Annotated in this window: 21 protein-coding genes and 4 tRNA genes; 18 read left to right on the top strand and 7 right to left on the bottom strand. The window is 54.3% G+C overall.

Going from position 1 to position 26,983, the window contains the following annotated elements:
• Window positions 1-30: 30 nt before the first annotated feature.
• Together gppA and rhlB are read right to left on the bottom strand one after the other, a co-directional pair.
• Window positions 31-1,515, bottom strand: a complete 1,485-nt coding sequence (gene gppA / locus HV107_RS09310; RefSeq protein WP_182062959.1) for a guanosine-5'-triphosphate,3'-diphosphate diphosphatase — start codon at window positions 1,513-1,515, stop codon at window positions 31-33.
• Window positions 1,516-1,521: 6 nt separating this feature from the next.
• Window positions 1,522-2,787, bottom strand: a complete 1,266-nt coding sequence (gene rhlB / locus HV107_RS09305) for an ATP-dependent RNA helicase RhlB (RefSeq protein ID WP_182062958.1) — start codon at window positions 2,785-2,787, stop codon at window positions 1,522-1,524.
• A gap of 144 nt (window positions 2,788-2,931) precedes the next feature.
• Between rhlB and trxA the strand changes: the two genes are divergently transcribed.
• From trxA to HV107_RS09220, 17 genes are all read left to right on the top strand, one after another.
• Window positions 2,932-3,261, top strand: coding sequence for a thioredoxin TrxA (trxA, locus tag HV107_RS09300; protein ID WP_014072297.1), 330 nt, complete (start codon window positions 2,932-2,934; stop codon window positions 3,259-3,261).
• A 341-nt stretch (window positions 3,262-3,602) separates the two neighbouring features.
• A complete protein-coding gene (gene rho, locus HV107_RS09295; RefSeq protein ID WP_001054528.1) occupies window positions 3,603-4,862 on the top strand; it encodes a transcription termination factor Rho in 1,260 nt (419 codons plus the stop codon).
• Between the two features lie 241 nt (window positions 4,863-5,103).
• Window positions 5,104-6,207: a UDP-N-acetylglucosamine--undecaprenyl-phosphate N-acetylglucosaminephosphotransferase gene (gene wecA, locus HV107_RS09290; protein ID WP_014072295.1), complete on the top strand. Its 1,104-nt coding sequence runs from the start codon at window positions 5,104-5,106 to the stop codon at window positions 6,205-6,207.
• Window positions 6,208-6,219: 12 nt separating this feature from the next.
• Entirely contained in the window at window positions 6,220-7,266 is a 1,047-nt protein-coding gene (wzzE, locus tag HV107_RS09285) for an ECA polysaccharide chain length modulation protein (RefSeq protein ID WP_182062957.1), read from the top strand.
• A 57-nt stretch (window positions 7,267-7,323) separates the two neighbouring features.
• Entirely contained in the window at window positions 7,324-8,454 is a 1,131-nt protein-coding gene (gene wecB / locus HV107_RS09280; RefSeq protein WP_182062956.1) for a non-hydrolyzing UDP-N-acetylglucosamine 2-epimerase, read from the top strand.
• Window positions 8,451-9,713 (top strand): UDP-N-acetyl-D-mannosamine dehydrogenase, encoded by a 1,263-nt coding sequence (gene wecC / locus HV107_RS09275; protein ID WP_182062955.1) that lies wholly within the window; start codon window positions 8,451-8,453, stop codon window positions 9,711-9,713. The genes wecB and wecC overlap by 4 nt, the downstream gene beginning before the upstream one ends.
• A complete protein-coding gene (gene rffC, locus HV107_RS09270; RefSeq protein ID WP_182062954.1) occupies window positions 9,710-10,387 on the top strand; it encodes a dTDP-4-amino-4,6-dideoxy-D-galactose acyltransferase in 678 nt (225 codons plus the stop codon). Before wecC ends, rffC begins: the two co-directional genes overlap by 4 nt.
• 4 nt (window positions 10,388-10,391) lie before the next feature.
• A complete protein-coding gene (gene rffA, locus HV107_RS09265) occupies window positions 10,392-11,522 on the top strand; it encodes a dTDP-4-amino-4,6-dideoxygalactose transaminase (protein ID WP_182062953.1) in 1,131 nt (376 codons plus the stop codon).
• Between the two features lies 1 nt (window position 11,523).
• Window positions 11,524-12,774 (top strand): lipid III flippase WzxE, encoded by a 1,251-nt coding sequence (wzxE, locus tag HV107_RS09260; protein WP_182062952.1) that lies wholly within the window; start codon window positions 11,524-11,526, stop codon window positions 12,772-12,774.
• A complete protein-coding gene (locus HV107_RS09255; protein WP_182062951.1) occupies window positions 12,771-13,850 on the top strand; it encodes a TDP-N-acetylfucosamine:lipid II N-acetylfucosaminyltransferase in 1,080 nt (359 codons plus the stop codon). Before wzxE ends, HV107_RS09255 begins: the two co-directional genes overlap by 4 nt.
• Entirely contained in the window at window positions 13,847-15,199 is a 1,353-nt protein-coding gene (gene wzyE, locus HV107_RS09250; protein ID WP_182062950.1) for an ECA oligosaccharide polymerase, read from the top strand. Before HV107_RS09255 ends, wzyE begins: the two co-directional genes overlap by 4 nt.
• An 11-nt stretch (window positions 15,200-15,210) precedes the next feature.
• Window positions 15,211-15,951, top strand: a complete 741-nt coding sequence (gene wecG / locus HV107_RS09245; protein ID WP_182062949.1) for a lipopolysaccharide N-acetylmannosaminouronosyltransferase — start codon at window positions 15,211-15,213, stop codon at window positions 15,949-15,951.
• A 195-nt stretch (window positions 15,952-16,146) separates the two neighbouring features.
• Window positions 16,147-17,532 carry a bifunctional threonine/serine APC transporter ThrP gene (gene thrP / locus HV107_RS09240; RefSeq protein WP_182062948.1) on the top strand — a complete coding sequence of 462 codons (1,386 nt, stop codon included), beginning with the start codon at window positions 16,147-16,149 and terminating at the stop codon, window positions 17,530-17,532.
• A 102-nt stretch (window positions 17,533-17,634) separates the two neighbouring features.
• Window positions 17,635-17,711, top strand: a tRNA-Arg gene (locus tag HV107_RS09235).
• A gap of 66 nt (window positions 17,712-17,777) precedes the next feature.
• Window positions 17,778-17,853: transfer RNA gene (locus HV107_RS09230), tRNA-His, on the top strand.
• 22 nt (window positions 17,854-17,875) lie between these two features.
• Window positions 17,876-17,961 (top strand) — tRNA-Leu (locus HV107_RS09225).
• A 47-nt stretch (window positions 17,962-18,008) separates the two neighbouring features.
• Window positions 18,009-18,085: transfer RNA gene (locus tag HV107_RS09220), tRNA-Pro, on the top strand.
• A gap of 504 nt (window positions 18,086-18,589) precedes the next feature.
• Here the strand turns inward: HV107_RS09220 and HV107_RS09215 are convergent.
• From HV107_RS09215 to hemC, 5 genes are all read right to left on the bottom strand, one after another.
• Window positions 18,590-19,801 (bottom strand): MFS transporter, encoded by a 1,212-nt coding sequence (locus HV107_RS09215; RefSeq protein WP_182062947.1) that lies wholly within the window; start codon window positions 19,799-19,801, stop codon window positions 18,590-18,592.
• Window positions 19,802-19,972: 171 nt separating this feature from the next.
• Window positions 19,973-21,172, bottom strand: a complete 1,200-nt coding sequence (gene hemY, locus HV107_RS09210) for a protoheme IX biogenesis protein HemY (protein ID WP_182062946.1) — start codon at window positions 21,170-21,172, stop codon at window positions 19,973-19,975.
• A 2-nt stretch (window positions 21,173-21,174) separates the two neighbouring features.
• Window positions 21,175-22,374: a uroporphyrinogen-III C-methyltransferase gene (gene hemX, locus HV107_RS09205; RefSeq protein WP_182062945.1), complete on the bottom strand. Its 1,200-nt coding sequence runs from the start codon at window positions 22,372-22,374 to the stop codon at window positions 21,175-21,177.
• 21 nt (window positions 22,375-22,395) lie between these two features.
• Window positions 22,396-23,136, bottom strand: coding sequence for a uroporphyrinogen-III synthase (gene hemD / locus HV107_RS09200; protein WP_182062944.1), 741 nt, complete (start codon window positions 23,134-23,136; stop codon window positions 22,396-22,398).
• Complete coding sequence (gene hemC, locus HV107_RS09195; protein ID WP_182062943.1) at window positions 23,133-24,074, bottom strand: hydroxymethylbilane synthase; 942 nt, start codon at window positions 24,072-24,074, stop codon at window positions 23,133-23,135. The genes hemD and hemC overlap by 4 nt, the downstream gene beginning before the upstream one ends.
• A gap of 349 nt (window positions 24,075-24,423) precedes the next feature.
• Here hemC and cyaA point away from each other — a divergent pair, with 349 nt between their 5' ends.
• The gene (cyaA, locus tag HV107_RS09190) at window positions 24,424-26,970 is read left to right on the top strand and encodes a class I adenylate cyclase (protein ID WP_182062942.1); all 2,547 of its coding nucleotides are present in this window, start codon (window positions 24,424-24,426) and stop codon (window positions 26,968-26,970) included.
• The last annotated feature ends 13 nt before the right edge of the window (window positions 26,971-26,983 follow it).

The raw sequence follows: 26,983 nt of genomic DNA, 5'->3' as shown, positions 1-26,983 counted from the left end.
CGGGTAAGCGCAGCGACGCCCGGCATTGTCTTACTTAATATCCAGTTGCCAGTGCACATAACTCTGCCACTGGCATTCCTGTTCGATCATCTCCGCGCCAAGCGGATGATCATCCAGCCAGTTTTCCGGCAGCGTCAGCGTGAGCTTTTCATTTTCTGCAACCAGCGTGATGGCCGGTAACAGATCGTCGCGGCGGCGGCAGGCAAACAGAATGGCCAGGCGCAGCAACCGACAAAGATGCTCGGCAACCCGTGGTGGTACGGCATTTTGTTGATGCAGAGAAGAGAGATCGACCGCGCTGGTCTGGTTCAGCAGCAGGGTGGCCAGCAGCTTTTTCTGCGCAGGCGTATAACCCGGCAAATCAAGATTGCGTACCAGATAGGCTGCATGGGCAGGCGCTTGTTTGAAATCGATGCTCAAACCCACTTCGTGCAGCGCACACGCGCTCAGCAGAAGATCACGACTGAGTGGCTCAAGGCACCAGTCCTCGCCGACTTGATCGGCAAAGAGCGATGCCAGTTGCGCAACGCGCTGCGCCTGATCGGTATCAACCATAAAGCGGCGCTGAACGTTACGCAGCGTGCGGCTGCGAATGTCTTGATCAACCGACAGATGCAGCATCCCGTAAACCAGACCTTCACGTAGCGCACCACCGGCAAGGGTCATGCACTGGATGTTCAGTTCGGTGAAAATGGCGATCAGAATGGCAAGCCCGCTTGGGAAAACCAGCGCACGTTCCAGAGTCAGGCCTTCAATTTCCAGCTCTTCCAGACGGCCACACTGAATGGCGCGCTGTTTCAGTTGCTGGAGTTTGGCAAGCGTGATCCGCTCGTCCATCCCCTGCGCCATCATGATTTCCTGCAACGCCTGCACGGTTCCCGACGCGCCAACGCAGACTTTCCAGCCGTGATAGCGCAATTCATCCATCACCGGACGCAGCACGTCGCGCGCGGCATTTTCGGCCTCGTCGAAGTTCTCTTTGCCAAGATTACGGTCGGTAAAATAGCGCTCAAGCCAGGTGACACAGCCCATCGACAGGCTGAACAGCGAGGTGGCTTGCGCCCCGGTGCCGGTAACGAGTTCGGTACTGGCACCACCGATATCCACCACCAGGCGGCGATCGTCGCCACCGGTTGTGTGCGCAACGCCCTGATAAATCAATCGCGCTTCTTCTTCACCACTGATGACCTGCACCGGACAGCCGAGGATTTCCTGCGCTTTGGCAATGAAATCAACGGCGTTAACCGCCAGACGCAGAGTGGCTGTCGCGACCACGCGGATTTGATTATGTGGGATATCTTGCAGACGTTCGGCAAAAAGACGCAAACATTGCCAGCCACGTTCCATGGCTTCAGGGGAAAGGTGATTATCGCTGCTCAGGCCCGCCGCCAGGCGGACCTTGCGCTTAATACGCGTCAGCGTTTGTATACTTCCCGCCACCTCGCGCACAACCAGCATATGAAAACTATTGGAACCGAGATCAATTGCCGCATAAAGCGAGGTGGAACTGAGCATATTTTCTTAACCTGAACGACGACGATTACGCGGTGCGCCGGAACGACGCGGACCATTGCCGGTACGGGCGCGGGTAAGGCGCTTCGGTGGCGGCAGTTCGTTTAACAGCGCTTCCGGATTGTATTTGCTCTGCGGAATAGAGTGACCGATGTAAGTCTCAATGGCTGGAAGATTCAGCGCATACTCTTCACACGCAAGGCTGATGGAATGACCACTTGCACCAGCACGACCGGTACGGCCGATACGGTGTACGTAATCTTCACAGTCATCCGGCAGGTCGTAGTTGAAGACGTGCGTTACGGCTGGAATATGCAGGCCGCGTGCAGCGACGTCGGTTGCAACCAGAATATCCAGGTCGCCACGGGTGAATTCTTCAAGAATACGCAGGCGTTTTTTCTGCGCCACATCGCCCGTCAGCAAGCCAACACGGTGTCCATCAGCGGCCAGATGACCCCAGATGTCTTCGCAGCGGTGCTTGGTGTTCGCAAAGATAATGGCGCGATCTGGCCACTCTTCTTCGATAAGCGTTTGCAGCAGGCGCATTTTCTCTTCATTGGATGGATAGAAGAGCTCTTCTTTAATGCGATGGCCTGTTTTCTGCTCGGGTTCCACTTCTACATATTCGGCGTTGTTCATCTGTTCAAACGCCAGTTCACGAACGCGATAAGAGAGGGTAGCGGAGAACAGCATGTTCAGACGCTGGTTTGCCACAGGCATCCGACGGAACAGCCAGCGGATATCTTTAATGAAGCCCAGATCGTACATACGGTCGGCTTCATCCAGCACCACAACCTGAATCGCGCCGAGGTTGATGTGGTTTTGTTTCGCGTAGTCGATAAGACGGCCAGTGGTCCCAATCAGGATATCCACGCCGCTTTCCAGCACCTTCAGCTGTTTATCGTAACCGTCGCCGCCATAGGCCAGGCCGAGCTTCAGGCCCGTTGCCTGAGCCAGCGGTTCAGCGTCTGCATGGATCTGTACCGCCAGTTCTCGCGTCGGAGCCATAATTAGCGCGCGCGGCTGGTTAACTTTGCGGTCAGCAATCGCTGGATGAGAAAGTAAATAATGAAACGTTGACGTTAAAAACGCCATCGTTTTGCCAGTACCGGTTTGCGCCTGCCCTGCAACATCGCGGCCTGCCAGCGTCAGCGGCAGTGCGAGGGCCTGAATGGGCGTGCAGTTATGAAACCCTTTATTTTCAAGGGCTTCGATCACTTTTGGGTGCAGGGCGAAGTCGGAAAACTTCTGTTCTGTTAAATGTGTTTTGCTCATAGTGTGGTAGAATATCAGCTTACTATTGCTTTACGAAAGCGTATCCGGTGAAATAAAGTCAACCTTTAGTTGGTTAATGCTACATCAACACGTCGTTGATTGATGCGAAACCAACGCACCAGGCTTATTCCTGTGGAGTTATATATGAGCGATAAAATTATTCACCTGACTGACGACAGTTTTGACACGGACGTACTTAAAGCTGACGGGCTGATCCTCGTCGATTTCTGGGCTGAATGGTGTGGTCCTTGCAAAATGATCGCCCCGATTCTGGATGAGATCGCTGACGAATATCAGGGCAAACTGACCGTTGCCAAGCTGAACATCGACCAGAACCCGGGCACCGCGCCAAAATACGGCATCCGTGGCATTCCGACCCTGCTGCTGTTCAAAGGCGGTGAAGTGGCGGCGACCAAAGTGGGCGCACTGTCCAAAGGTCAACTGAAAGAGTTCCTGGACGCTAACCTGGCGTAAGGTTTCTCGGTTGAGCGTCCAGAGCGCCTAAATGATGTGGATCTCTGGACGCCCGGCTTTAGTCGTGCTAAGTTAGCTATGACTTCGTTTTAAACATATCTTGTTGTTTGAATCTTGCTTTACCCGAAACTTCCCGTTGTTGATATCCACAGTGCGTGAAGTTGCTAAATTCCGGGCTTGTCACTCAATCCGTCTTGTCGTTTCAGTTCTGCGTTCTTTCCCTGTGACCAGACAGCGAACAGACATGAGGTGATGGCCGCTAAACAGGCATGGATGACCCTGCCATACCATTCACAACATTAAGTTCGAGAATCACCCCGAGTTTAAGAACCCACACCATTATGAATCTTACCGAATTAAAGAATACGCCGGTTTCTGAGCTGATCACTCTCGGCGAAAATATGGGGCTGGAAAACCAGGCTCGTATGCGCAAGCAGGACATCATTTTCGCCATCCTGAAGCAGCACGCTAAGAGTGGCGAAGATATCTTTGGCGACGGTGTGTTGGAGATATTGCAGGACGGATTTGGTTTCCTCCGTTCAGCAGATAGCTCCTACCTCGCCGGTCCTGACGACATCTACGTATCCCCTAGCCAAATCCGCCGTTTCAACCTCCGCACTGGTGACACCATTTCAGGTAAGATTCGTCCTCCTAAAGAGGGTGAACGCTACTTTGCGCTGTTGAAAGTTAACGAAGTTAACTACGACAAACCAGAAAACTCGCGCAATAAGATCCTGTTTGAAAACTTAACGCCGCTGCACGCGAACTCTCGCCTGCGCATGGAGCGTGGTAACGGTTCTACCGAAGACTTAACCGCTCGCGTTCTGGATCTGGCTTCTCCGATTGGTCGTGGTCAACGTGGTCTGATTGTGGCACCGCCAAAAGCGGGTAAAACCATGCTGCTGCAAAACATCGCGCAGAGCATTGCTTACAACCACCCAGACTGTGTGCTGATGGTACTGCTTATCGACGAACGTCCTGAAGAAGTGACCGAGATGCAGCGTCTGGTGAAAGGTGAAGTGGTTGCTTCTACCTTCGACGAACCTGCATCTCGCCATGTTCAGGTTGCTGAAATGGTTATCGAGAAGGCCAAACGTCTGGTTGAACACAAGAAAGACGTTATTATCCTGCTCGACTCCATCACCCGTCTGGCACGTGCCTACAACACCGTGGTTCCGGCTTCCGGTAAAGTGTTGACCGGTGGTGTGGATGCGAACGCCCTGCACCGTCCGAAGCGTTTCTTCGGTGCTGCGCGTAACGTAGAAGAGGGCGGCAGTCTGACCATCATTGCAACCGCGCTTATCGACACCGGTTCCAAGATGGATGAGGTTATCTACGAAGAGTTTAAAGGTACAGGTAACATGGAACTGCACCTCTCCCGTAAGATTGCTGAAAAACGTGTCTTCCCTGCTATCGACTACAACCGTTCCGGTACGCGTAAGGAAGAGCTGCTCACCACCCAGGAAGAGCTGCAAAAAATGTGGATTCTGCGCAAAATCATTCACCCAATGGGCGAAATCGACGCAATGGAATTCCTCATTAACAAACTGGCGATGACCAAAACAAACGACGATTTCTTCGACATGATGAAGCGCTCGTAACGCAAATAAAGCCAGCAAACGCCACGTTTTTACGTGGCGTTTTTCGTTTATGGCCTATACGCTATTACCGCGGACTCCCAATTTTGACCTGTCGGTGCGACAATAGGATTATTCGCACAGCAAAAACATTAATAGATTGAATAATAAACAAATGGAGTTGCAAGAGGTTTGCTTTATGCCTTCAGGCCCGGCGCCTTCATGGTTATACTTCCTTGACTGACATTTGTTGAGAACATCCATTGTGAACCTACTCGATACGTTTACTGAGCTAACCAGTATTTTTTTGTTTACCACCTGCTTTTTGTTTCTTGCGCGCAAGGTGGCAAAATATCTGGGGTTAGTGGATAAACCCAACTTCCGTAAACGCCATCAAGGTATGATCCCGCTGGTCGGTGGTATTTCCGTATTTGCCGGTATCTGCTTCACCTTCGCGATTGCTGATTACTATATTCCTCATGCCAGGCTCTACCTGATCTGCGCCACCGTTCTGGTTGTGGTGGGTGCGCTCGACGATCGCTATGACATTAGCGTGAAAATCCGTGCCTTCGTTCAGGCCGCCGTCGGTATTGCCATGATGGTGGCGGCCAAACTTCACCTGAGCAGTCTCGGTTATATTTTCGGGCCCTGGGAGATGGTTCTGGGGCCGTTCGGCTATTTCCTGACGCTATTCGCCGTCTGGGTGGCGATTAACGCCTTCAATATGGTGGATGGCATTGATGGCCTGCTGGGCGGGCTTTCCTCCGTCTCCTTCGCAGCTGTCGGCATTATTTTGTGGTTTGATGGCCAGTACAGCCTCGCCATGTGGTGTTTCGCCATGATTGCCGCCATCCTGCCGTATATTTTGCTCAACCTCGGCGTTCTGGGCCGTCGCTATAAAGTCTTTATGGGCGATGCGGGCAGCACGTTGATTGGCTTCACCATCATCTGGATTCTACTGGAAACCACGCAGGGTAAAGTTCACCCCATTAGCCCGGTGACGGCGCTGTGGATAATCGCCATTCCGTTGATGGATATGGTGGCGATTATGTATCGCCGTCTGCGAAAAGGGATGAGTCCTTTTTCAGCCGACCGCCAGCATATTCATCATTTGATCATGCGAGCAGGCTTCACTTCCCGTCAGGCATTTGTGCTGATAACCCTGGCGGCTGCTATTCTTGCGGGGATTGGTGTTGCGTCGGAATATGCCCACTTTATCCCTGAATGGGTGATGTTGGTATTGTTCTTGCTAGCGTTTTCTCTGTATGGCTACTGCATTAAACGCGCATGGAAAGTCGCGCGTTTCATTAAGCGTATAAAGCGCAGGATGCGTCGAAATAGTGGCAATAATCCAACTTTAACTAAATGAACTGGGATCGTGATGACTCAACCGTTGGCGGGAGCTAAATCAGAGATGACCGAGAATGAGCTGGATATACGTGGCTTGTTTCGCGTTTTATGGGCGGGCAAACTGTGGATTGCAGGTGTTGCGTTGGGGTTCGCGTTAATCGCGCTCGCGTATACCTTCTTTGCAAAACAGGAGTGGAGCGCAACCGCCATTACGGACAGACCAACGGTCAACATGCTCGGCGGGTTCTACTCGCAGCAGCAGTTCCTGCGTAATCTGGATATCAAAGCGAATCTGGCCACGCCAGACCAGGCCTCAGTGATGGATGAGGCCTATAAAGAATTCGTGATGCAACTGGCGTCCTGGGATACCCGCCGTGATTTCTGGTCCCAGACCGATTATTACAAGCAACGCATGGTCGGCAACAGTAAAGTCGATGCCGGGCTGCTGGACGACATGATTAACAACATCCAGTTCACGCCAGGGGATGCGCTGCGCAACCTGAACGACAACGTGAAGCTGGTGGCCGAAACGGCGCCGGATGCCAATAACTTGCTGCGTCAGTATGTGGCCTTTGCCAGCCAGCGCGCGGCAAGCCATCTGAATGATGAGCTCAAAGGCGCATGGGCCGCGCGTACCATCCAGATGAAAGCGCAGGTGAAACGTCAGGAAGAAGTGGCAAAAGCTATCTTTGCCCGTCGGGTACACAATATTGAGCAGGCGCTGAAGATTGCGGAACAACGCAATATCTCGCGCAGCGAAACTGACGTTCCGGCTGATGAACTGCCTGATTCAGAAATGTTCCTGCTTGGACGCCCAATGTTGCAGGCGCGTCTGGAAAACCAGCAGGCTGTCGGGCCTGATTTTGACCTCGACTACGATCAAAATCGCGCGATGCTGAACACCCTGAATGTTGGTCCGACTCTGGACCCACGTTTTCAGACCTATCGTTATTTGCGTACGCCTGAAGAACCTGTAAAACGCGATAGTCCGCGTCGCGCGTTCCTGATGATTATGTGGGGAATTGTTGGCGCTCTGACTGGCGCGGGTGTGGCGTTATCACGTCGCCGCAAAAATTAAGAAGGCCATCTACGATGAAGGCTAACTGCCTTCATCGGCTAATCGAAGAGAATCGATGTGAAAGTACTAACCGTATTTGGCACCCGGCCGGAGGCCATTAAGATGGCACCTCTGGTTCATGCGCTGGCCAGGGATCCTGATTTTGAAGCGAGAGTGTGTGTCACTGCCCAGCACCGGGAGATGCTCGATCAGGTGTTAACGCTCTTTTCCATCGTCCCGGATTACGATCTGAATATCATGAAACCGGGGCAAGGGCTGACGGAGATTACCTGCCGTATTCTGGAAGGGCTGAAACCTATTCTGGAGTCGTTTAAGCCTGATGTCGTGCTGGTGCATGGCGACACCACAACGACTGTTGCGACGAGTCTGGCTGCGTTTTATCAGCGTATTCCCGTCGGCCATGTTGAAGCAGGGCTGCGTACCGGTAATCTCTACTCACCGTGGCCGGAAGAAGCCAACCGCACGCTGACCGGACACCTGGCGATGTATCACTTCGCGCCAACGGAAAACTCCCGTCAGAATTTGCTGCGCGAAAATATCGCGGATAAGAAAATTTTCGTCACCGGAAATACCGTCATTGATGCGCTGATTTGGGTACGCGATCGCGTGCTGACGAATGATAGCCTGCAAAGCGAGCTGACTGCGCGCTATCCGTTCCTGAGCAACGATAAAAAGACCATTCTGGTCACCGGCCACCGTCGCGAAAGCTTCGGCCGGGGTTTTGAACAAATTTGTCATGCGCTGGCCGAGATCGCCGCAGAAAACAAAGACGTACAGATTGTTTATCCGGTGCACCTCAATCCTAACGTCAGCGAGCCGGTGAACCGTATTCTGGGCCACGTTGAGAACGTGTTCCTGATCGAGCCGCAGGATTACATGCCGTTTGTCTGGCTGATGAACCATGCCTGGCTGATCCTGACGGATTCCGGCGGTATTCAGGAAGAAGCGCCTTCGCTTGGTAAGCCGGTGCTGGTGATGCGTGAAACCACAGAACGCCCCGAAGCGGTAAAAGCCGGCACGGTACGTCTGGTGGGCACGGACAGCCGTCATATCGTCGAGCAAGTCACGCGCTTGCTGCACGACGATGAAGAGTATCAGGCGATGAGCCGGGCCCATAACCCGTATGGCGATGGGCAGGCTTGTGGTCGTATTTTGCACGCACTTAAACACAATCGGGTATCGCTATGAGTTTTACTACCATCTCTGTCATTGGTCTTGGCTACATTGGGCTGCCCACTGCGGCGGCCTTTGCCTCTCGTCAAAAACAGGTTGTAGGCGTGGACATCAACGCCCGCGCGGTGGAAACCATTAACCGTGGCGAAATTCATATCGTGGAGCCGGATCTCGACCGCGTGGTTAAGGCCGCCGTTGAGGGCGGATTCCTGAAAGCCAGCACCACGCCGGTGGAGGCTGATGCCTTCCTGATTGCCGTTCCCACACCTTTTAAAGGCGAGCATGAGCCTGACATGGTTTACGTCGAGGCGGCAGCAAAATCCATTGCCCCGGTGCTGAAAAAAGGCGCGCTGGTGATCCTGGAGTCGACTTCTCCGGTAGGTGCTACGGAACAGATGGCACAGTGGCTGGCAGAAGCCCGCCCGGATTTAAGCTTCCCGCAGCAGGCGGGCGAACAGGCTGACATCAACATCGCCTACTGCCCGGAGCGTGTGCTGCCAGGGCAGGTGATGGTTGAGCTGATTAAAAACGACCGCGTGATTGGCGGGATGACACCGGTCTGCTCTGAACGCGCCAGCGCTTTGTACAAGATTTTCCTCGAAGGCGAATGTGTGGTGACGAACTCCCGCACCGCTGAAATGTGCAAGCTGACGGAAAACAGCTTCCGCGACGTCAACATCGCGTTTGCTAATGAACTGTCGCTGATTTGTGCCGAACAGGGGATTAATGTCTGGGAACTGATTAGCCTGGCTAATCGCCATCCGCGTGTGAACATTCTTCAGCCAGGTCCTGGCGTGGGCGGGCACTGTATCGCCGTCGACCCGTGGTTCATCGTGGCACAAAACCCGGCACAGGCGCGTCTGATCCGTACCGCCCGTGAAGTGAACGACAGCAAACCACACTGGGTGTTAAACCAGGTTAAAGCCACGGTAGCCGATTGCCTGGCAGACAGCGGCAAACGGGCCAATGAGCTGAAAATCGCCTGCTTTGGTCTGGCATTCAAACCAAACATCGACGATCTGCGCGAAAGCCCGGCAATGGAAATTGCTGAGATGATCGCCGAATGGCACAGCGGTGAAACGCTGGTAGTTGAGCCGAACATTCATGAGCTTCCGGCAAAACTGGCGGGCCATTGCACGCTTACGGCGTTAGATGACGCGCTGGCAACAGCGGATGTGCTGGTATTACTGGTGGATCACAAAGCGTTTAAAGCCATCTCAGGTGATGCCGTACGTCAGCAATATATTGTTGATACGAAAGGCGTGTGGCGTTGAGTGACCTCAACGGGGTGCTTGAGTCCCTCCAGTGGGAAAGTACCTTCTTCGGCCTGCCTTCAGCAATAGTGCGCCTGCGCGATGATGCGCCTGGGCTTGCAGCAGCAGACTTTGCTGCGTGGCAGCGTGTGCAGGCCAAAATTCCGGCGGGACGCAGCGACCTGCTGGATGCTCTTCAGCAGCACGGATTTCAACTGGTAGAGGGTGAGGTTGATCTCTCTATCGCCGTGGCTCAATACGACCCGGCTGGCGCCGAAACCGCAACGGCAGAGGATATCCCGGTGCTGCGTCAGATGGCAGCGCAGGCCTTTGCCCAGAGCCGCTTTCGCGCTCCCTGGTATGCTCCCGAGGACAGTGGCCGTTTTTATGCCCAGTGGATAGAGAATGCGGTAAAGGGCACGTTTGACCATGTTTGCCTGGTGTTTCGCGCGCCCGATGGGCAGATTCAGGGATTTGTCTCGCTACGTAAGCTCAGTGATCATGACGCGCGCATCGGCTTATTAGCCGGGCGGGGCATGGGCGACAAACTCATGCAGGCGGCGCTGCACTGGGCGCAGCAACATCAACTTTCGACTTTGCGGGTGGCGACCCAGATGGGCAACACCGCCGCGCTTAAACGTTATATCGCGAGTGGCGCCAACGTCGACGCAACCGCTTACTGGTTATACAGGTGACAAGATGATTCCATTTAACGCGCCTCCCGTTGTGGGAACCGAACTCGACTATATGCAGTCTGCTATGGGCAGCGGCAAACTTTGCGGCGATGGCGGTTTTACCCGTCGCTGCCAGCAGTGGATGGAACAGCGTTTTCGCAGTGCTAAAGTCCTGCTGACCCCATCCTGTACCGCTTCGCTGGAAATGGCCGCGCTGCTGCTGGATATCCAGCCTGGCGACGAAGTGATCATGCCGAGCTACACCTTTGTTTCCACGGCGAACGCGTTTGTGCTGCGCGGAGCCAAAATCGTGTTTGTGGATATCCGCCCGGATACCATGAACATTGACGAAACGCTGATTGAAGCGGCGATCACCGATAAAACGCGGGCGATTGTCCCGGTTCACTATGCGGGTGTGGCCTGTGAAATGGACACCATCATGGCGATTGCCAAAAAGCATAACCTGTTCGTGGTGGAAGATGCCGCTCAGGGTGTGATGTCCACCTACAAAGGCCGTGCGCTCGGGACGATTGGCCATATCGGCTGTTTTAGCTTCCACGAAACCAAGAACTACACCGCTGGCGGTGAAGGCGGCGCGACGCTGATTAACGACCGCGCGCTTGTCGAGCGTGCTGAGGTGATCCGCGAAAAAGGCACCAACCGTAGCCAGTTCTTCCGTGGTCAGGTGGATAAATACACCTGGCGCGATATTGGTTCCAGCTACCTGATGGCGGACCTACAGGCGGCATACCTGTGGGCGCAGCTGGAAGCTGCAGAGCGCATTAACCAGCAGCGTCTGACGCTGTGGCAAACCTACTACGATGCGCTGGAGCCGCTGGCAAAAGCCGGACGTATCGAGCTGCCGACCATTCCGGCCGATTGCGTCCACAATGCTCATATGTTCTACATCAAGCTGCGCGATAATGACGATCGCGGCCAGCTGATTGCGTGGCTTAAAGAAGCCGAAATTATGGCGGTGTTCCATTACATTCCGCTGCACTCCAGCCCGGCCGGAGAAGCCTTCGGGGTGTTTGCCGGTGAAGACCGTTACACCACGCAGGAAAGTGAGCGTTTGCTTCGCCTGCCACTGTTCTACAACCTCGCGCCGGTTAACCAGCGTACGGTGATCAATACCCTTCTGAGTTATTTCGGCTGATATGTCTCTGGCAAAAGCATCGGTGTGGACCGCCGCGTCCACACTTGTAAAAATTGGCGCCGGGTTGCTGGTCGTCAAGCTTCTGGCCGTGTCATTTGGCCCTTCAGGTGTTGGGCTGGCGGGGAATTTCCGTCAGCTGGTCACGGTGCTGGGTGTTCTGGCAGGTGCCGGGATCTTCAACGGCGTGACCAAATTTGTCGCGCAACATCATGATGATGCAGAAAAGCTGCGTTCAGTGGTGGGAACATCATCAGCGATGGTGCTGGGGTTCTCTACGCTGCTGGCCGTTGTGTTCCTGCTGGCTTCAGCTCCCATCAGCCAGGGGCTGTTTGGTCACGCTGACTATCAGGGGCTGGTGCGGCTGGTTGCGCTGGTGCAGATGGGGATTGCCTGGGCAAACCTGCTGCTGGCGCTGATGAAAGGCTTTCGTGACGCCGCCGGAAACGCGCTGGCGCTGATCCTCGGCAGTATCATTGGGGTGATAGCCTACTACTTTTGTTTTCTCCTGGGCGGTTACGAAGGGGCGTTGTTGGGCCTGGCGCTGGTTCCGGCGCTGGTTGTGGTGCCAGCAGCGTTCATGCTGATGCGTCGGAGGACTATCCCGCTGCACTACCTTAAACCGCAGTGGGACAAAGCACTGGCGGGGCAGCTAGGTAAATTTACCCTGATGGCGCTCATCACCTCGGTCACCATTCCTGTGGCTTACGTGATGATGCGAAACCTGCTGGCCGCGCATTACAGCTGGGATGAAGTGGGGATTTGGCAGGGCGTGAGCAGCATTTCTGATGCCTACCTCCAATTTATAACGGCTTCCTTTAGCGTCTGGTTGCTGCCAACCTTATCGCGCCTGACCGAAAGAAAAGCGATCACCCGTGAGATAATCCGCTCCCTGCGCTTTGTACTTCCTGCTGTTGCGGTTGCCAGTTTTACCGTCTGGCTGTTGCGTGATGTAGCCATCTGGCTGCTGTTCTCAGCGAAGTTCGCCGCCATGCGCGACCTGTTTGCCTGGCAGCTGGTGGGCGATGTATTGAAAGTAGGTGCTTACGTATTCGGCTATCTGGTGATAGCAAAAGCCTCGCTGCGGTTGTATATCCTGGCGGAGATTAGCCAGTTTACGCTCCTTACTGCGTTCTCACACTGGCTCATCCCCGCACATGGCGCTCTGGGGGCGGCACAGGCTTATATGGCAACCTACATTGTTTATTTCGCTGCCTGTTGCGGCGTATTTTTACTTTGGCGTAAACGCGCATGACTGCACTAATTCACATTCTGGGATCGGACATCCCACACCATAACCAGACCGTTCTGCGGTTTTTCAATGATGAGCTGGCATCCGGCAGTACGGATGCGCGCGAGTTTATGGTTGCAGGCCAGGAGAATGGCCTGAGCGCGGCGTACCCGGCGCTAAACGTGACCTTCTGGCCGGATAAGGCTGCGCTGGCGAAAGCGGTCGTGGCCAGAGCAAAGGCCAACCGTGAACAGCGGTTCTTTTTCCACGGGCAGTTCAATACCGGCCTGTGGCTGGCGCTGTTAAGCGGTGGGATTAAACCTTCCCAGTGCAGCTGGCATATCTGGGGTGCGGATCTGTATGAAGTGTCCCGTGGCTGGAAATTCCGCCTCTTCTATCCGCTGCGGCGGATGGCGCAGGGGCGTGTGGGCTGTGTTTTTGCCACCCGAGGCGATCTCAGTTACTTTGCCCGACTGCATCCGAACGTGCGCGGGGATCTGCTCTATTTCCCGACCCGAATGGACCCGGCGCTGAACACCATGGCAAATGATGTCGCGCGGGAAGGAAAACTGACGATTCTGGTGGGTAACTCCGGCGATCGCAGTAACGAACATGTCGCGGCTCTGAAGGCGATCCATCGCCAGTTTGGCGATACGGTGAATGTCATTGTGCCGATGGGTTATCCGGCGAATAATCACGCGTATATCGACGAAGTACGTCAGCAGGGTTTGGCACTGTTTAGTGCGCAGAACGTGCAAATTCTCAGCGATAAGCTGGAATTTGATGACTACCTCGCGCTGTTGCGACGGTGCGACCTGGGGTATTTTATCTTTGCCCGCCAGCAGGGGATCGGCACGTTGTGCCTGCTTATTCAGGCTGGTATTCCGTGCGTGCTTAATCGCGAAAACCCGTTCTGGCAGGATATGGCCGCGCAGCATCTACCGGTGCTGTTTACCACAGACACACTTACCGTGGATGTGGTGCGTGAAGCGCAGCGTCAGCTGGCGCTGGTGGATAAAAATGCCATCGACTTTTTTAGCCCGAATTACCTCACGCCGTGGCATCGTGCACTGCGTATCGCTTCAGGAGACAATGCATGAGCCAGTTGCAATTTAGCGGCTTGTTGGTGATTTGGCTTCTGAGTACCTTATTTATCGCCACGCTTACCTGGTTTGAATTCCGGCGCGTGCGCTTTAACTTCAACGTCTTTTTCTCGCTGCTGTTCCTGCTGACCTTTTACTTTGGTTTCCCGCTGACCAGTATTTTGGTTTTCCGGTTTGACGTAAGTGTCGCCCCGCCGGAGATCCTGATGCAGGCATTACTGTCGGCAACCTGTTTCTACGCGGTTTACTACGTCGCTTATAAGACGCGCCTGCGTTCAGCAAAAGACACTGCACCACGCCGGGCGCTCTTTACCATGAACCGGGTCGAGACGCATCTGACATGGGTGATGCTGATGGCCATTGCGCTGGTGAGCGTGGGCATCTTCTTTATGCATAACGGTTTTCTGCTGTTTAAGTTGCAGTCCTACAGCCAGATATTTTCCGCAGAAGTTTCAGGTGTGGCACTTAAGCGCTTCTTCTACTTCTTCATCCCGGCGATGCTGGTGGTCTTTTTCCTGCGTCAGGACAGCAAAGCCTGGCTGTTTTTCCTGGTCAGTACTGTCGCGTTTGGCGTGCTGACCTACATGATTGTTGGTGGTACGCGTGCCAACATCATTATCGCGTTCGCCATCTTCCTGTTTATCGGCATCATTCGCGGTTGGATCTCGCTGTGGATGCTGGCGGCGGCAGGGGTGTTTGGTATCGTGGGGATGTTCTGGCTGGCGCTCAAGCGCTACGGAATGAACGTGTCCGGTGATGAAGCGTTTTACACTTTCCTGTATCTCACGCGCGACACCTTCTCGCCGTGGGAGAACCTGGCGCTGTTGCTGCAAAACTACGACAAGATTGATTTCCAGGGGCTGGCGCCGATTGTGCGTGATTTCTACGTCTTTATTCCGACGTGGCTGTGGCCGGACCGCCCAGGTATTGTGCTGAATACGGCGAATTACTTCACCTGGGAGGTACTCAACAACCACTCCGGGCTGGCGATTTCACCCACGCTGATTGGCTCGCTGGTGGTGATGGGTGGCACATGGTTTATCCTGCCGGGCGCGGTTGTGGTCGGGTTAATCATTAAGTGGTTTGACTGGCTTTATCAGCGCGGCAATGAAGAGACGAATCGCTACAAAGCAGCGATATTGCACAGTTTCTGTTTTGGGGCCATTTTCAATATGATCGTTCTGGCGCGCGAAGGTCTGGATTCGTTCGTGTCGCGCGTGGTTTTCTTCATGGTAATTTTCGGCGTCTGCCTGCTGCTGGCAAAACTGTTGTACTGGTTGTTTGACAGCGCGGGGCTTGTGCATAAGCGCGAGCCACGCGGCAGCAGAACGCTTTCGCAAGTCTGAGTAAGGATGTTATGACTGACACGACTTCCGCGCCGCTCTACGCGCTGCGCGGCATACAGCTTATTGGCTGGCGTGATATGCAACACGCGCTGGATTATCTGTTCTCTGAAGGGCAGATGAAATCGGGCACGCTGGTGGCCATCAACGCAGAAAAGATGCTGGCGATAGAAGATAACGCTGAAGTGAAAAGCCTGATAGAAGCCGCAGAGTTTAAATACGCAGACGGTATCAGCGTGGTACGTTCTGTCCGTAAAAAATACCCGGGTGCGCAGGTCTCTCGTGTCGCGGGTGCAGACCTGTGGGAAGCACTGATGGCGCGTGCAGGGGCTGAAGGCACGCCCGTATTCCTTATCGGTGGTAAGCCAGATGTACTGGCACAGACGGAACAGAAGCTGCGTGGCCAGTGGAATGTAAATATCGTTGGCTGCCAGGATGGGTATTTCAAACCAGAAGACCGGCAGGCGCTGTTTGAACGCGTGCGCGACAGCGGCGCGAAGATAGTGACGGTGGCGATGGGGTCTCCGCGCCAGGAGATCCTGATGCGTGATTGCCGTCTTGTGTGCCCGAATGCGCTCTACATGGGGGTTGGCGGCACTTACGATGTCTTTACCGGCCATGTTAAACGTGCACCGAAGGTGTGGCAGCGCCTGGGGCTGGAATGGCTGTATCGTCTTTTATCTCAGCCTACACGTATCAAACGGCAGATCCGTCTGCTGCGGTATCTCACCTGGCACTACACCGGAAAAATGTAATCAAAATGTAGCGCGATATGCTGTTCGCGCTGCAACTCCCCTGCAAAACTGCTGCGTATCTGTGCAATACATTCATTTTTTTAATGCATCGTTTGCCATTTGGCAGAATTTAAGAAACCATTCCCCCGCATATTTCAGTACCCCAAAAAATATAACCGGTAAAAACCGGGAAACGGCAAACACAACCGAGGATTTATGGCAGAGAAAAAACCAGAGCTTCAGCGTGGGCTGGAGGCTCGACATATTGAATTGATAGCGCTGGGCGGCACTATCGGCGTTGGCCTGTTTATGGGCTCCGCAAGTACGCTCAAGTGGGCAGGCCCGTCTGTATTACTGGCGTATATCATCGCCGGGCTGTTCGTTTTCTTCATCATGCGTTCGATGGGCGAAATGCTCTTCCTGGAGCCGGTGGCCGGTTCATTCGCCGTATACGCACACCGTTATATGAGCCCGTTCTTTGGCTATCTGACAGCCTGGTCGTACTGGTTTATGTGGATGGCCGTTGGTATCTCGGAAATCACCGCGATAGGGGTCTACGTGCAGTTCTGGTTCCCGGATATGGTGCAGTGGATACCTGCGCTTATCGCCGTGGGGCTGGTCGCACTGGCCAACCTTGCCGCCGTGCGTCTGTACGGTGAGATTGAATTCTGGTTCGCGATGATCAAAGTCACCACCATCATTGTGATGATTGTGGTCGGCCTGGGCGTTATCTTCTTCGGTATTGGCAACGGTGGACACGCCATCGGCTTTGGTAACCTGACCGAGAACGGCGGCTTCTTCGCTGGTGGCTGGAAGGGCCTCCTGACAGCGCTGTGTATCGTCGTGGCCTCTTATCAGGGTGTTGAACTGATTGGTATTACCGCCGGTGAAGCGAAAAACCCGCAGGTTACGCTGCGTAGTGCGGTAGGCAAAGTGCTGTGGCGCATCCTGATTTTCTATGTGGGCGCGATCTTCGTCATCGTGACTATCTTCCCATGGAATGAAATCGGCACGACCGGTAGCCCGTTTGTTTTAACCTTCGCGAAAATTGGTATCACCGCGGCGGCAGGGATCATCAACTTTGTGGTACTGACGGCTGCGCTGTCTGGTTGTAACAGCGGAATGTACAGCTGTGGCCGGATGCTGTATGCGCTTTCCAAAAACAACCAGTTGCCAGTGGCAATGGGGAAAGTTTCTCGTACGGGCGTTCCGGTTGCGGGCGTGGCGGTATCGATTGCAATCCTGCTGATTGGTTCATGCCTGAACTACATCATCCCGAATCCACAGCGCGTGTTTGTCTATGTGTATAGCGCCAGCGTGCTGCCAGGGATGATCCCGTGGTTTGTGATCCTGATTAGCCAGTTGCGTTTCCGTCAGGCGCACAAGAAGGCCATTGCCAGCCATCCGTTCCGCTCAATTCTGTTCCCGTGGGCGAACTATTTAACGATGGCGTTCCTGATTTGCGTTTTAATCGGTATGTACTTTAATGACGATACTCGCATGTCGCTGTTTGTCGGGATGATCTTCCTGGCCGCCGTGACTGCAGGGTACAAGTTGTTTGGCCTTGGCCGCCGTGCCTCCACGCAGAAAGTGGAGGAATAAGCGGCAAAGTGTGCAAAGCATAACCAAACGCGCATTTTTTTAAAAAAAGCACTAGACAGCGGGGACGGAGGTACGTAATATCCAGCCCCGCAACGGCGCTAAGCGCCCGTAGCTCAGCTGGATAGAGCGCTGCCCTCCGGAGGCAGAGGTCTCAGGTTCGAATCCTGTCGGGCGCACCATTAACCCGGTGCTGGAGCTGCGGTGGTCTGAGAAGTAGTCAGTACCGCGTGAAAGTATTATCAGTGGTGGCTATAGCTCAGTTGGTAGAGCCCTGGATTGTGATTCCAGTTGTCGTGGGTTCGAATCCCATTAGCCACCCCATTATTTGAAAGAGTTGTGAATTGCGAAGGTGGCGGAATTGGTAGACGCGCTAGCTTCAGGTGTTAGTGTCCTTTGGATGTGGGGGTTCGAGTCCCCCCCCTCGCACCACGACTTTTTAAATGAATTGAACTAAAAATTCAAAAAAAGCAGTACATCGGCGAGTAGCGCAGCTTGGTAGCGCAACTGGTTTGGGACCAGTGGGTCGGAGGTTCGAATCCTCTCTCGCCGACCAATTTTGAACCCCGCTTCGGCGGGGTTTTTTGTTTTCTGTCGTTCTTCACTGCTGTTGTCATTCCCCGACAACGCTCAGTATCTTTGTCGTGATTCAGCGACACCTAATCCACTGAAATATAATCATTTGTCTGTCTGGCGCTTTTGCTGTCGCTTCCAGGCAACACTTTGATCGCTTTGCCTGTGCTTTCCAGGGCACAACCGTTGCCAGAATAACGAAAAAGCCTTTTATCTTAAAATGTTGCGCGGGATAACACTCTCTGGTGCAACTCTGGCATGTAACGTGCAATAATATACGTGTAGATGCTCATTCCATCTCTTATGTTCGCCTTTGTGCCTCATAAACCCCGGAATGATGCAGAGCCGTTTACGGTGCTTATCGTCCACTGACAGATGTCGCTTCGGCCTCATCAAACACCATGGACACAACGTTGAGTGAAGCACCAATATGTTGTCTTACAGACCTGTTTTAACGCCTGCTTTTTAGCAGGCGTTTTTTTATGCATTATTCCCGGAAATTCGCCATGATAAGGGCAACCAGCAGCAGTGCGCTGGCAGAGACCACATACAGCGTCTGAATTGCGCCAAGCGATGTCGTTGCCAGAGCAGCAATACCGGTAAAGAGTGAGGCACTGATCGTTTGCCATCGCCAGGCTTTACCGCTGGCCGAAGCGATCTGCATGGCATGAAAGCTACTCAGCACGCCAAACGTTCCTGCCGCAAAAACAATGTTTGATGCCAGGTGGGCGATAAAAACCATTCCCAGAGCCATCACCGCACCCCCTGATACAAACGGTATCACGCCATATGCCAGCAGAAATACGCTCATACAGGTCAGCAGCAGGCGGTTTTTCGCCGCGTATCGCGCCAGGCTGTCTCTCTTTAGCAGCATAGGGCCACACAGCTGGCCCATGCTTCTGGCGAAGAGCAGGGGCAGGGCGAGGCTAACCGCATCCGCAGGATGGATCTGCTGCACCAGGGCCGGGAGCAGCGCCATGGCAGGAGAGCCTACAGCCGCCAGCGCGGGCAACAGCAGCAGGCTACGCTTTTGCCGTACCGTGAGATGCTGCCAGCGTAACGAAACGGGTGGCTGCTCATCTGCGGGTTTCGGTGTTGTCCGGGAGACAAAAGCCTTCCCTGCCAGAAACAGCATCATTATCGAACCCACAAAGCTCGCCGCATCTATTGCCAGCAACGGCTGAATGGGGATCCGCTGAAACAACACCACACCCAGCCCTGTGCCTAACAGCACCTGAGAGGCAAAAATCACGTTCTCAAGGCAGGTTGCCGCCGGAAGCTCATATTCCGACAGCCCACGTTTGAACAATAAGGTCAGGGCCGGCCAGCTCATTCCGCTCAGGAGTGCTTCCGCGGATTGCACGGCAAGTAATGCCGGAATGCTGTGGTAATACACGCCAAGCAAAGGGAAAAGCAGGGCGATTAACCCCAGCAGTTCCGTCAGCATCAGCAAACCCATCGGTGAAAAGCGCAGGCATAATCTTTCGCCGAAAAGGCTGCCGATAAACCCGGGTACGGTGGCAAAGAAATAGGCGAGGGTTAACAGGGCGGCGGGTGCCTGCCACTGTAGCAGCAGGCCAAACACCACAACCTGAGTTAATCCGTTGCCCAGTGAGGTAAAGATAAAGGCGCAGGCCAGTAAGCGAAGCCAGCGGTGGCTACGCAGCGCTTCAACAAGCGCATACAGAAGCGAGTTCATGAAGACATTCCTTTCAAAAACGATTTAGTCCACGCGGCAATCAGCGCGTGTATGAAAAAAGGTTAATGAAAAGATGTCGTTACATTGGCGGGTTCATTTCCGGGTGAAGTTGCATTGAATGTAGCAGGAGATGAGCGATAAAAAAAGGAGGCCAACTGGCCTCCTGTTCTGTTACTGCTGATTCGCGTTGTTTTGCAAGGTTAACAGTAGCCCGTCGCGGCGCATGGCGGCCGCCTCTTCCGGTTTGTGGAGCTTGTCCAGCGTGTCGGCAAGCCAGGCGTAGTCAAACGCGTCAGGACGTTGTTTCAGCGCAGCACGGAAGGCGAGACTCGCCTCCTGCCATTCGCCGTGCTTCATCAGCGACTGACCCAGCGTGCTCCATAACAGCGGGCGGTCACCCACGGTTTTGATTTGCTGGCGTAGCACTTTTTCCAGCTGCTCTGGGTTGTTGGTTTTCAGGCGCGGGATCACCATCACCAGACGGTCGTCATACTGGCGTTTCAGGCCGTCGAGGAGGATCTCCTGGGCGGTGTCATGATCGTCACACTCAATCAGATGTTCAGCCATCGCCACTTGCAGCGGGATCTGCTGGCGTGTTTTACGGCTCTGATTCTTCCACCAGGTTTTCAGCCCATCGCTACCCAGATCGGCGCGCGCCTGATCCATCAGCCCAATCCATGCCTGGCGCTGAAGTTCATCACGATGTTCATCATCACCCACCTCTGCTTTCGCCATCGATGGGATGATATCCAGCAGCGAGCCCCATGCACCGGTACGAATATACGCCTGCTCGGCAAGACGCAACACTTCCGGGTGACGCGGGGTTATTTCCAGCAGGCGGTCAATACCATGACGCGCTGCGTGATTTTCATTACGCGCAAGTTGCAGGCGAACGCGGGTGATCTCAACCGGGATCTGATCGTTTGAAGCCAGCTCGGAAGCACGTTCAAGATGCTGATTCGCACGGGCTTCATCACCACGTTGCTGCGCCGCTTCTGCCGCCAGCAGGTAGTTCACCACCGGCTGCTCTGCATGATCGGCATTTTTCGACATCAGCTTTTCAACCTGCTGATAGTCACCTTCGGCGAGCTTAAGCAGGGCCTGCTCAGTCTGCTTGCGGGCGCGGCGGCGTTTACGACCGACAAACCAGCCGCGGGTATGTGCGCCGGTACGGAAAATGCGGCGAAGAACCCATTCAACGGCAAACAACACAACAACCGCGAGGATCAGGATGATCGCCAGACCGGTCACGCTGGTTTCGATGTTGTAGTTATCGGTCTGGATCAGGACATAACCCTGATGACCTGCAAGCATTGGCCCCAGGACGATCCCGGCGATCAACAGTAAGAAGAGTAATAACACTTTCAACATGATTACTCTCCCTGTGGCGCGTTTTCAGGCGCTGGTGCTGGCGCGGAGGCAGGAGCTTCGGCGTTAGACTCTGCCGGAACGCCTGGCTGTGCCAGTAAGTTACGCACACGCGTCTGCATCAGCTTTTCCAGAATCGGCTGGCTGGCAAGCTTATCCGGAACGTTCATGGTGATGTTCTGCTGGCTCAGCTTGTCGATATCATCGAGGAAAGCGGTAGTCGTCGCGTCATCGGTGTTGTAGTACGCGCGTACCCAGGTAGAGACATTATCCAGCGCCTGTTTGTACGTCTCTTCCTGGTGGCGCGGAACCGCCTGCGCGGCAACCAGCAGGCGAGAGCGAATGTTTTCGCGCAAATAGACGTCCTGGTTCGGTGCTAACAGCGGTACGGCGGTTTCATCGCGACGGCGGATGGTAATAAAGCTGTCCATAAAGTTCTGCCAGCTTTTTTGCAGGTTCACGCGCCATTCGCCGAGCGAGCTCGAAAGCTCGGTACCGTCGGAATCCATCGGGGAGTCGTCGTCGTTGTTATCCGCCAGTTGCAGGTTATCAATCTGGTTGGAGAGCTGATTGACCTTGAGGATAATGCCGTCGTAGTCGACCTGCGAAACGGCAGACAGGCTGGCGATATCTTCGGTAATGGCACGACGTGCGGAGATAAGGCTCGGGTCGTTCATGTCGGCAAGGCTGGCATCGGCGCTTTTCAGCAGCGCGGCGGCCGTGGTGACATCCTGATCGCTCCAGAGCTTACGCCCGGCCAGTTTCACCAGGAAATCGGCCTGCGAGAGCAACCATGTTTTGGCATCAGTACCGGAAATGGTGGCGACTTTTTGCTGCACTTCACTCAGCTGTTTGGTCAGCTCTTCTTGCTTGCTGTTCGCCTCGGAAAGTGCGGTAGCCTGCTGTTTGATAAAGCTTTCCAGCTCATCTTTTTGTGTTTCCTGCGTTTTTTGCAGGGCGGTGAGCTGATTAACCAGCGCATCGCTGGTGGCCGTCTGGTTGGTGCCTTGTTGTTTCACCAGGCCATACAGGCCAACACCGGCAGCCAGAGCAATGGCGATGGCAATTGCGCTTAGCACCAGGCTGGTTTTATTGCTGCCGTTTTTCTTCTCAACGGTTTTCTCAGTCGTTTCTGACTGTGATGTGGTATCCACAGTCTCCCTGGTCTCTTCAACCACGGCGGAGGATTTTTCGTGTTCCGTCATTATGGCTTCCCATTATGAGAGTTATTGTAATGCGCGCAGCAGCGCATCGTTGTCGGCGTTATCAGCGATCCGAATATCTTGCCAGCCCAGTTCCCGGGCGTGGTTCGCCAGACGCTCGCTGACGACCAGAAGCCGACAGCGGAGTAACCAGTTTTCACGATACCAAAGCGGTATCAGCGACCAGAGCTGTTGCAGCATCTCACCACTGGTGACCACCAGGGTATCGACGCCGCGCATGTGCCAGCGCATCGCTTCTTCCGCACCATCATAATTTTTTGCATTGCGCTGATAGCATTCGCAGAACGTGACGTCAGCACCGCGTTCACTTAAGGTCTCGCCAAGTAATTCACGCCCGCCGTTACCGCGTAAAATGAGCGCGCGCTTTCCGGCAATAGTTTGTAATTCAGGTAATTGTAGCAAGACTTCGCTAATTTCCCGATCTAACGGATAGCGAACATCTATTCCGCTTACGGTATGCAGTGCCAGCGCGGTGGTGCGCCCAATCGCGAAATAGCGCGGTGCTGTGGGCCAGTGCGATCCGGCCTGTTGCAGCTGAGCATGGGCAAACTCCACGGCATGTTGCGACAGGGCAAAAAGCAGATCGCCTTCCTGCAAGGTATTCATCTGGTCGGCGAGCGCAGACAGCTCCCGACCGGGGGAGAATTCAATCAACGGAAAACTCCAGGCCACCTGCCCCAGTGTGCGCAGACGGCTCACTAATTGTTCTCCTGCGGGAGAAGGGCGGGTGACAAGAATACTCATGCAGGGGGTTCTCCGTTGTATACGTCAGCCAGAATTTCACGGGCGCCGTTATTGAGCAACTCTTCCGCCAGCGAAACGCCAAGCTGTTCGGCATCTTGCGGCTTGCCGCGACGTTCGCCGCGAACCATCTGTGAGCCATCCGGTGCGCCAACCAGCGCGCGCAACCACAGCTCGCCACCGGTTAATTCAGCATAGCTGCCAATTGGCACCTGACAGCCGCCTTCAAGACGGGTGTTCATCGCGCGCTCGGCTTTGACACGAATCGCGGTGTCGTCATGATTCAGCGGCGCAAGCAGCTCGCGTGTGCGCGCATCATCCAGACGACACTCAATCCCAACGGCACCCTGGCCAACTGCCGGCAGCGACAGTTCTGGCGGCAGCGCAACGCGGACGCGTGACTCCAGACCCAGGCGTTTCAGCCCTGCCACGGCGAGGATAATCGCATCGTAATCGCCGTTATCCAGCTTACTCAGGCGGGTGCCCACGTTGCCGCGAAGCGAACGAATCACCAGATCCGGGCGGCGTTCAGCCAGCTGGCACTGGCGGCGTAAACTTGACGTGCCAACCACGCTGCCTTGTGGCAACGCCTCGAGCGAGTCGTACTGGTTTGAAACAAATGCATCGCGCGGATCTTCGCGCTCGCAGATGGTCACCAGCCCTAAACCTTCCGGGAACTCAACGGGCACATCTTTCATCGAATGTACGGCGATATCGGCGCGGTTATCAAGCAATGCCAGTTCCAGCTCTTTGACAAACAAGCCTTTTCCGCCCACTTTGGCCAGTGGCGTATCAAGAATGACGTCACCGCGCGTAACCATTGGCACCAGCTCGACGCGTAAACCAGAATGGCAGGCTTCAAGGCGCTGCTTAACATAATGTGCCTGCCAGAGCGCAAGGGGGCTTTGGCGTGTGGCAATTCTCAAAACATTGTCTAACATGCTTGTTACCGTCATTATCAACCGTTGACCATCCTAACATTGTTGTCTCTGTGATGGCAGTTTTACGGTAGATGATGCAGAGAGGGACAGGGCGGCGTTATCGTCACCCGCAGCCGTATTCAGGAATTTACACGTACAGATTGATGCTACACTTTGTATGTAGCGCAACTTTCTTTACGGTCAATCGGCAAGGTGTTAAATTGATCACGTTTTAGACCATTTTTTCGTCGCTACTACCATAAAGATAAGGGCGAAAAAGGGTAACGGTTATCTTTTTGAAATACTGCGGGCTCGCCATTGTTCGATTTATGAATGGTTTGCGACACCTGCAAACATCAGGCGATACGTCTTGTACCTCTATATTGAGACTCTGAAACAGAGACTGGATGCCATAAATCAATTGCGTGTGGATCGCGCGCTTGCTGCCATGGGACCTGCTTTCCAACAGGTTTACAGTCTGCTGCCGACATTATTGCACTATCACCATCCGCTGATGCCGGGTTACCTCGACGGTAACGTTCCCCAGGGCATTTGCCTTTTCACGCCTGATGAAACCCAACAGCACTATCTGAACGAGCTGGAACTCTATCGTGGGATGCCGCCGCAGGAATCACCGAAAGGTGAGCTGCCGATAACCGGCGTTTACTCCATGGGCAGTACCTCATCGGTAGGGCAAAGCTGTTCGTCTGACCTGGATATCTGGGTCTGTCATCAATCCTGGCTTGATAACGAAGAGCGTCAGCTGTTGCAGCGTAAATGCAGCCTGCTGGAAAGCTGGGCGGCATCGCTCGGCGTGGAAGTGAGCTTCTTCCTGATTGATGAAAACCGTTTCCGTCATAACGAAAGTGGCAGTCTGGGTGGTGAGGACTGCGGCTCGACGCAGCACATTTTGTTGCTGGATGAATTCTACCGTACTGCCGTTCGTCTGGCCGGTAAGCGTATTCTGTGGAATATGGTGCCGTGTGAAGAAGAAGAGCATTACGACGATTACGTCATGTCGCTGTATGCGCAGGGCGTACTGACGCCAAACGAATGGCTGGATCTGGGCGGGCTGAGCTCCCTGTCGGCCGAAGAGTACTTTGGCGCGAGCCTGTGGCAGCTGTATAAAAGTATCGATTCCCCGTACAAAGCGGTGCTGAAAACGCTGCTGCTTGAAGCCTATTCCTGGGAATACCCAACGCCGCGCCTGCTGGCGAAAGATATCAAACAGCGTCTGCACGATGGTGAGATTGTCTCCTTCGGGCTTGATGCCTACTGCATGATGCTGGAACGCGTCACCGAATACCTGAAAGCCATTGATGACACCACGCGTCTGGATTTGGTGCGTCGATGTTTCTATCTTAAAGTCTGTGAAAAACTTAGCCGCGAACGCGCCTGCGTTGGCTGGCGCCGTGAAGTGGTCAGTCAGTTAGTCAAAGAGTGGGGATGGGACGAAGAACGTCTGTCCATGCTCGACAACCGCGCTAACTGGAAAATCGACCAGGTGCGTGAAGCGCACAATGAACTGCTCGATGCGATGATGCAAAGCTACCGTAATCTTATCCGCTTTGCGCGCCGTAATAACCTTAGTGTATCAGCCAGCCCACAGGATATCGGTGTGTTGACCCGTAAACTGTACGCCGCGTTTGAGGCGCTGCCGGGTAAAGTCACGCTGGTTAACCCGCAGATTTCGCCTGACCTGTCTGAACCGAATCTGACCTTTATCTATGTACCGCCGGGCCGCGCGAACCGCACCGGATGGTATCTGTACAATCGTGCGCCAAGCATGGATTCGATAATCAGCCATCAGCCGCTGGAATATAACCGCTATCTAAACAAGTTGGTGGCCTGGGCCTGGTTTAACGGCCTGCTGACCTCGCGCACCCGGTTGTTTATTAAAGGTAACGAGGTAGTCGATTTAGCAAAATTGCAGGAGATGGTCGCTGACGTTTCGCACCACTTCCCGCTGCGTCTGCCTGCGCCGACGCCGAAAGCGCTCTACAGTCCGTGTGAGATTCGCCATCTGGCGATTATCGTCAACCTGGAATACGACCCGACGGCGGCCTTCCGCAATCAGGTGGTCCATTTTGATTTCCGCAAGCTGGATGTCTTTAGTTTTGGTGAGCAGCAAAATTGCCTGGTTGGCAGCGTTGACCTGCTGTATCGCAACTCGTGGAACGAAGTGCGTACCCTGCACTTCAACGGCGAGCAGGCGATGATCGAAGCGCTGAAAACGATTCTCGGCAAGATGCACCAGGATGCCGCACCACCGGACAGCGTGGAAGTGTTCTGCTACAGCCAGCACCTTCGTGGTTTGATCCGTACCCGTGTACAGCAGCTGGTTTCTGAGTGTATTGAACTGCGTCTTTCCAGTACTCGCCAGGAAACCGGGCGCTTTAAAGCACTGCGCGTCTCCGGCCAGACCTGGGGCTTGTTCTTTGAACGCCTGAACGTGTCGGTACAGAAACTGGAAAACGCCATCGAGTTCTACGGCGCGATTTCGCACAACAAGCTGCATGGCCTGTCCGTGCAGGTCGAAACCAACCATGTCAAACTGCCGCAGGTGGTGGATGGTTTTGCCAGTGAAGGGATTATTCAGTTCTTCTTCGAAGAGTCGGGTGATGACGCCGGTTTCAACATCTACATTCTGGATGAAACCAACCGCGCTGAGGTTTATCACCACTGTGAAGGCAGCAAAGAAGAGCTGGTACGCGATGTCAGCCGCTTCTACTCGTCGTCTCACGACCGCTTCACCTACGGCTCAAGCTTTATTAACTTCAACCTGCCGCAGTTCTACCAGATTGTGAATGTGGATGGCCGCACACAGGTGATCCCGTTCCGCACTCAGGCCATTGCGCCAGCAGTGCCAGCCAGCCAGGACGCAACGACACCGCTGTTGCAGCAGTATTTTTCCTGAGCCTTGTCGCCGG

This window comes from Enterobacter sp. RHBSTW-00175 (genome assembly GCF_013927005.1).
Taxonomy (GTDB): domain Bacteria; phylum Pseudomonadota; class Gammaproteobacteria; order Enterobacterales; family Enterobacteriaceae; genus Enterobacter.
Note: the sequence above shows the minus strand (reverse complement) of the source record. Positions and strands in the feature narration are given on the sequence as shown.